This is a genomic window from Streptomyces sp. NPDC047453 (assembly GCF_040643155.1).
Lineage (GTDB): Bacteria > Actinomycetota > Actinomycetes > Streptomycetales > Streptomycetaceae > Streptomyces.
Genome location: NZ_JBEYTS010000159.1, coordinates 1 through 4,022, shown reverse-complemented (window position 1 = coordinate 4,022; position 4,022 = coordinate 1). Strand labels below are relative to the sequence as shown.

At 72.4% G+C, this 4,022-nt stretch carries 6 protein-coding genes; 5 read left to right on the top strand and 1 reads right to left on the bottom strand.

What is annotated here, in order from left to right:
* From ABZ818_RS42570 to ABZ818_RS42555, 4 genes are all read left to right on the top strand, one after another.
* The coding region (locus ABZ818_RS42570) for a carboxyl transferase domain-containing protein (RefSeq protein WP_361427645.1) at positions 1–192 on the top strand (192 nt) is incomplete at its 5' end.
* 9 nt (positions 193–201) lie between these two features.
* Positions 202–408, top strand: a complete 207-nt coding sequence (locus ABZ818_RS42565; protein ID WP_361427642.1) for an acyl-CoA carboxylase epsilon subunit — start codon at positions 202–204, stop codon at positions 406–408.
* Positions 409–1,109: 701 nt separating this feature from the next.
* Positions 1,110–1,238: a hypothetical protein gene (locus ABZ818_RS42560; RefSeq protein WP_361427639.1), complete on the top strand. Its 129-nt coding sequence runs from the start codon at positions 1,110–1,112 to the stop codon at positions 1,236–1,238.
* Positions 1,239–1,270: 32 nt separating this feature from the next.
* Entirely contained in the window at positions 1,271–1,891 is a 621-nt protein-coding gene (locus tag ABZ818_RS42555) for a nucleoside triphosphate pyrophosphatase (RefSeq protein WP_361427636.1), read from the top strand.
* Here the strand turns inward: ABZ818_RS42555 and ABZ818_RS42550 are convergent, their stop codons facing one another.
* A complete protein-coding gene (locus ABZ818_RS42550) occupies positions 1,892–2,455 on the bottom strand; it encodes a hypothetical protein (RefSeq protein WP_361427633.1) in 564 nt (187 codons plus the stop codon).
* A gap of 365 nt (positions 2,456–2,820) precedes the next feature.
* Between ABZ818_RS42550 and ABZ818_RS42545 the strand changes: the two genes are divergently transcribed.
* The coding region (locus ABZ818_RS42545) for a biotin carboxylase N-terminal domain-containing protein (protein WP_361427631.1) at positions 2,821–4,022 on the top strand (1,202 nt) is incomplete at its 3' end.

The following is a 4,022-nucleotide window of genomic DNA, read 5'->3' as shown; positions in this document are numbered from 1 at the left end:
GCGACCCGCGCCCGGCTGATCCAGGAGTACGAGGACGCCCTCCTCAACCCCTACGTCGCGGCCGAACGCGGCTACGTCGACGCCGTGATCAAGCCGTCCGACACCCGTTCCCACCTCGTGCGCGGCCTGCGTCAACTGCGCACCAAGCGGGAATCCCTGCCTCCGAAGAAGCACGGCAACATCCCCCTGTAAGGAGCCGCTGTGATCAAGGTCGTACGAGGCAATCCGACCCCGGAGGAGCTTGCCGCCGCCCTGGCGGTGGTCCGGGCCCGCGCCGCGGCGGCAGCCAGCACGCCGTCCGGCGCGCCGGCCCCCCGAGACTCCTGGTCCGACCCGTCCCGCATCGCCACCCACCGGGTCCCGCACCCGGGCCCGACGGCCTGGTCCCGCACCTACTGGCCCGGCTGATCGCCCGCCACCGTCCGCCCAGAGTGCTTTGCCCACCCACCCGCCCGACTCGGTGGGGCCCAGGCGACCGTTCCCCGGGGCTCCGCCCCAAACCCCGCCGGGGCTCCGCTCCCGCGTGCTTGCCCCACCGCCCGCCCGACTCGGTAGGACCCAAGCGACCGCCACCTGGGGCTCCGCCCCCGACCCCGGCGGGGCTCCGCCCCGGCTGGTTGGCCCACCGCCCACCCGACTCGGTAGAGCTCAAGCGACCGCACCTGGGGCTCCGCCCCTGCACCTCTGAGGGGCTCCGCCCAGGGTGCTTGGCCCACCGATCGCCCGACTCGGTGGGGCTCATGTGACCGTTCCCTGGAGCTTCGCCCCAGACCCCGCGGGGCTCCGCCCCCGCACCCCGTCCCTGCGTCTCGGCTGGGCATCGCCCCTGTGTCCCGGCCGGGTTCCTCGGCGTCTCCCTTGTGCTCGGGTACGGCTGCGCCCCGGGTCTTGCCCGTCCGCCGGCCGGCCGCTGTCCCGCTCAGCAGCGCCCACAGCCACAGGGCCGCGGTAGCGGTGAACCGGGGTCGGACCCCGGTCGTCAAGGTCGGTTCAGCCGTTGAGGCGGCGCGGCCGGCCCGTCGGCGTGAGCGCCCGGTGGGGCGGGTGTGGGGCAAAGTTGAGTACGCGTACTCAGGCGCGTGGCGTGGTCGCGGTCGCACGATCGGAGGATGCTGTGGTCCGATCCCGAGAACGAGCCGCCGAAGGAACTGCGTGACACGCAGGACATGTTGCGGCGGCTGGGGATTCTCATGGCACTGGCCATGGTGCTGGCGATGTTCGTGATCGGCGTGAGGTGAGCCGGAAGAGCCGCCGCCGATACGCTGACCGTATGACAGACCAGCCGCGCCGCCGACTCGTGCTCGCCTCCCAGTCCCCCGCCCGGCTCGGGCTGCTCCGGCAGGCCGGGCTCGACCCGGAGGTCATCGTCAGCGGCGTCGACGAGGACGCGATCACCGCGCCCACCCCCGCCGAACTGGCCCTCGCGCTCGCCGAGGCGAAGGCCTCCGTGGTGGCGGCCCGGCCGGAGGTCCGGGGCGCGCTGGTGATCGGCTGCGACTCCGTGCTCGACCTGGACGGCCACGCCCTGGGCAAGCCCGCCGACGCCGAGGAGGCCACCGCCCGCTGGAAGGCGATGCGCGGCCGGGCCGGCACCCTCCAGACCGGGCACTGCGTCTGGGACACGGAGAGCGGGCGGCACGCCTCGGCCACCGCCTCCACCGTGGTCCGCTTCGGCGAGCCGACGGACGAGGAGATCGCCGCGTACGTCGCCTCGGGCGAGCCGCTGTACGTGGCCGGCGCCTTCACCCTGGACGGCCGCTCGGCGCCGTTCATCGACGGCATCGACGGCGACCACGGCAACGTCATCGGCATCAGCCTGCCCCTGATCCGCCGCCTGCTTGCCGAACTCGGCGTGGGAATCACCGAGTTGTGGGCGCCCGCCGAGGACTGATCAGCGGGTGCGGGCCTCGGCCGGAGGGGTGAGAGGCCGGGGCGCCTCGCTCCCGTGATCCGCTTGGTTCGCGGGTCCGGGGGTGCTCCCGGACCCTGGGTCGGCCTCGAGCCCTGGGCCACCCTTGCCCCAGGGGCCGCCGCCCGGTACTTCACCGGCCGGTCCCTCCTCACGGTCGTACGTCATCAGCAGCAGCACGATGAGCCCGAGCACCAGCACCATGAACAGGAACGCCCGCCAGCCCACCAGCCCCCAGGCGAACGCGCCCAGCAGCCCGTGCGCCACGGCCGCGCTGATCAGCAGGACGCGTCCGAAGCCGGCCGGGCGGCGGCCCCGTACCGCCACGAGCAGGGCGACCAGCCCGCACAGGGCGAAGTAGAGACCGAAGACCAGACCGCCGGCCTTCGACGAGTTCGACATCACGTTCGGATCCAGGCCGGCCAGGGACATCCTCTGCCGGTGCACGACCTCGCCGAGGAACCAGTTCAGCGCGACCACGCCGAACGCCTCGGCGAAGAGCACGACCGCCACCACCCACGCCACCGGTCTGCGCACCGGTCCCACCCACTTCCGACTACCGCTCCGTCCGGAGCCCTGTTACCGCGAGTACCGCCGAGACATCGTGAACGCTACTAACGGGTAAACCGGGGGACAAGGGTTCTGCCACCGGCAAAGAATCGTTGGGCCATTCGTAGGGACTCCACAAAGAAACGAAGTGCGTCGCAGCACGCCCTCACAGAGACCTTGGCCACATGGGAGGGCTAGGGTTTTCCGGAGGAGTCCTGCGTACAGCGATGCGACAAGGGATTTCGCAGGTCGAGCGCGCCTCGAATCACGCTCCGTGTGGGCAAGCTCACCATCGGGGACGGGTCGAAGTGCCGTGTCGGCAGTCCCTAAACTCGGCTTGTTTCAAGGAGGGAGCCTCAATCGTGCGCAAGGTGCTCATCGCCAACCGTGGCGAAATCGCTGTCCGCGTTGCCCGGGCCTGCCGGGACGCCGGTATCGCGAGCGTGGCCGTCTACGCCGACCCGGACCGGGACGCTCTGCATGTCCGCGCCGCGGATGAGGCGTTCGCCCTGGGCGGTGACACCCCGGCCACCAGTTACCTGGACATCGACAAGGTGCTCAAGGCCGCGAAGGAGTCCGGCGCGGACGCGATCCACCCCGGCTACGGCTTCCTCTCGGAGAACGCCGACTTCGCCCAGGCCGTGCTCGACGCCGACCTGATCTGGATCGGCCCGCCGCCGCAGGCCATCCGCGACCTCGGCGACAAGGTCGCCGCCCGGCACATCGCCCAGCGCGCCGGCGCCCCACTGGTGGCCGGCACCCCCGACCCCGTCTCCGGCGCCGAGGAGGTCGTGGCCTTCGCCGAGGAGCACGGCCTGCCGATCGCCATCAAGGCCGCCTTCGGCGGCGGCGGACGCGGCCTGAAGGTCGCCCGCACCCTGGACGAGGTCCCCGAGCTGTACGAGTCCGCGGTGCGCGAGGCCGTGGCCGCCTTCGGCCGCGGCGAGTGCTTCGTCGAGCGCTACCTGGACCGGCCCCGCCACGTGGAGACCCAGTGCCTGGCCGACCAGCACGGCAACGTGGTCGTCGTCTCCACCCGCGACTGCTCCCTCCAGCGCCGCCACCAGAAGCTGGTCGAGGAGGCCCCCGCGCCGTTCCTGTCCGAGGCGCAGGTCGCCGAGTTGTACCGCGCCTCCAAGGCCATCCTGGCCGAGGCCCGCTACGTCGGCGCCGGCACCTGCGAGTTCCTCGTCGGCCAGGACGGCACGATCTCCTTCCTCGAGGTCAACACCCGCCTCCAGGTCGAGCACCCGGTCACCGAAGAGGTCGCCGGCATCGACCTGGTCCGCGAGATGTTCCGTATCGCCGACGGCGAGGAACTCGGCTACGACGACCCGCCGCTGCGCGGCCACTCCTTCGAGTTCCGCATCAACGGCGAGGACCCGGGCCGAGGCTTCCTGCCCGCCCCCGGCACCGTGACGAACTTCGCCCCGCCGTCCGGCGCCGGCGTCCGCCTGGACGCGGGCGTGGAGTCCGGCAGCGTCATCGGCCCGGCCTGGGACTCCCTGCTGGCCAAGCTGATCGTGACCGGCCGCACCCGCAAGGAGGCCCTCCAGCGGGCCGC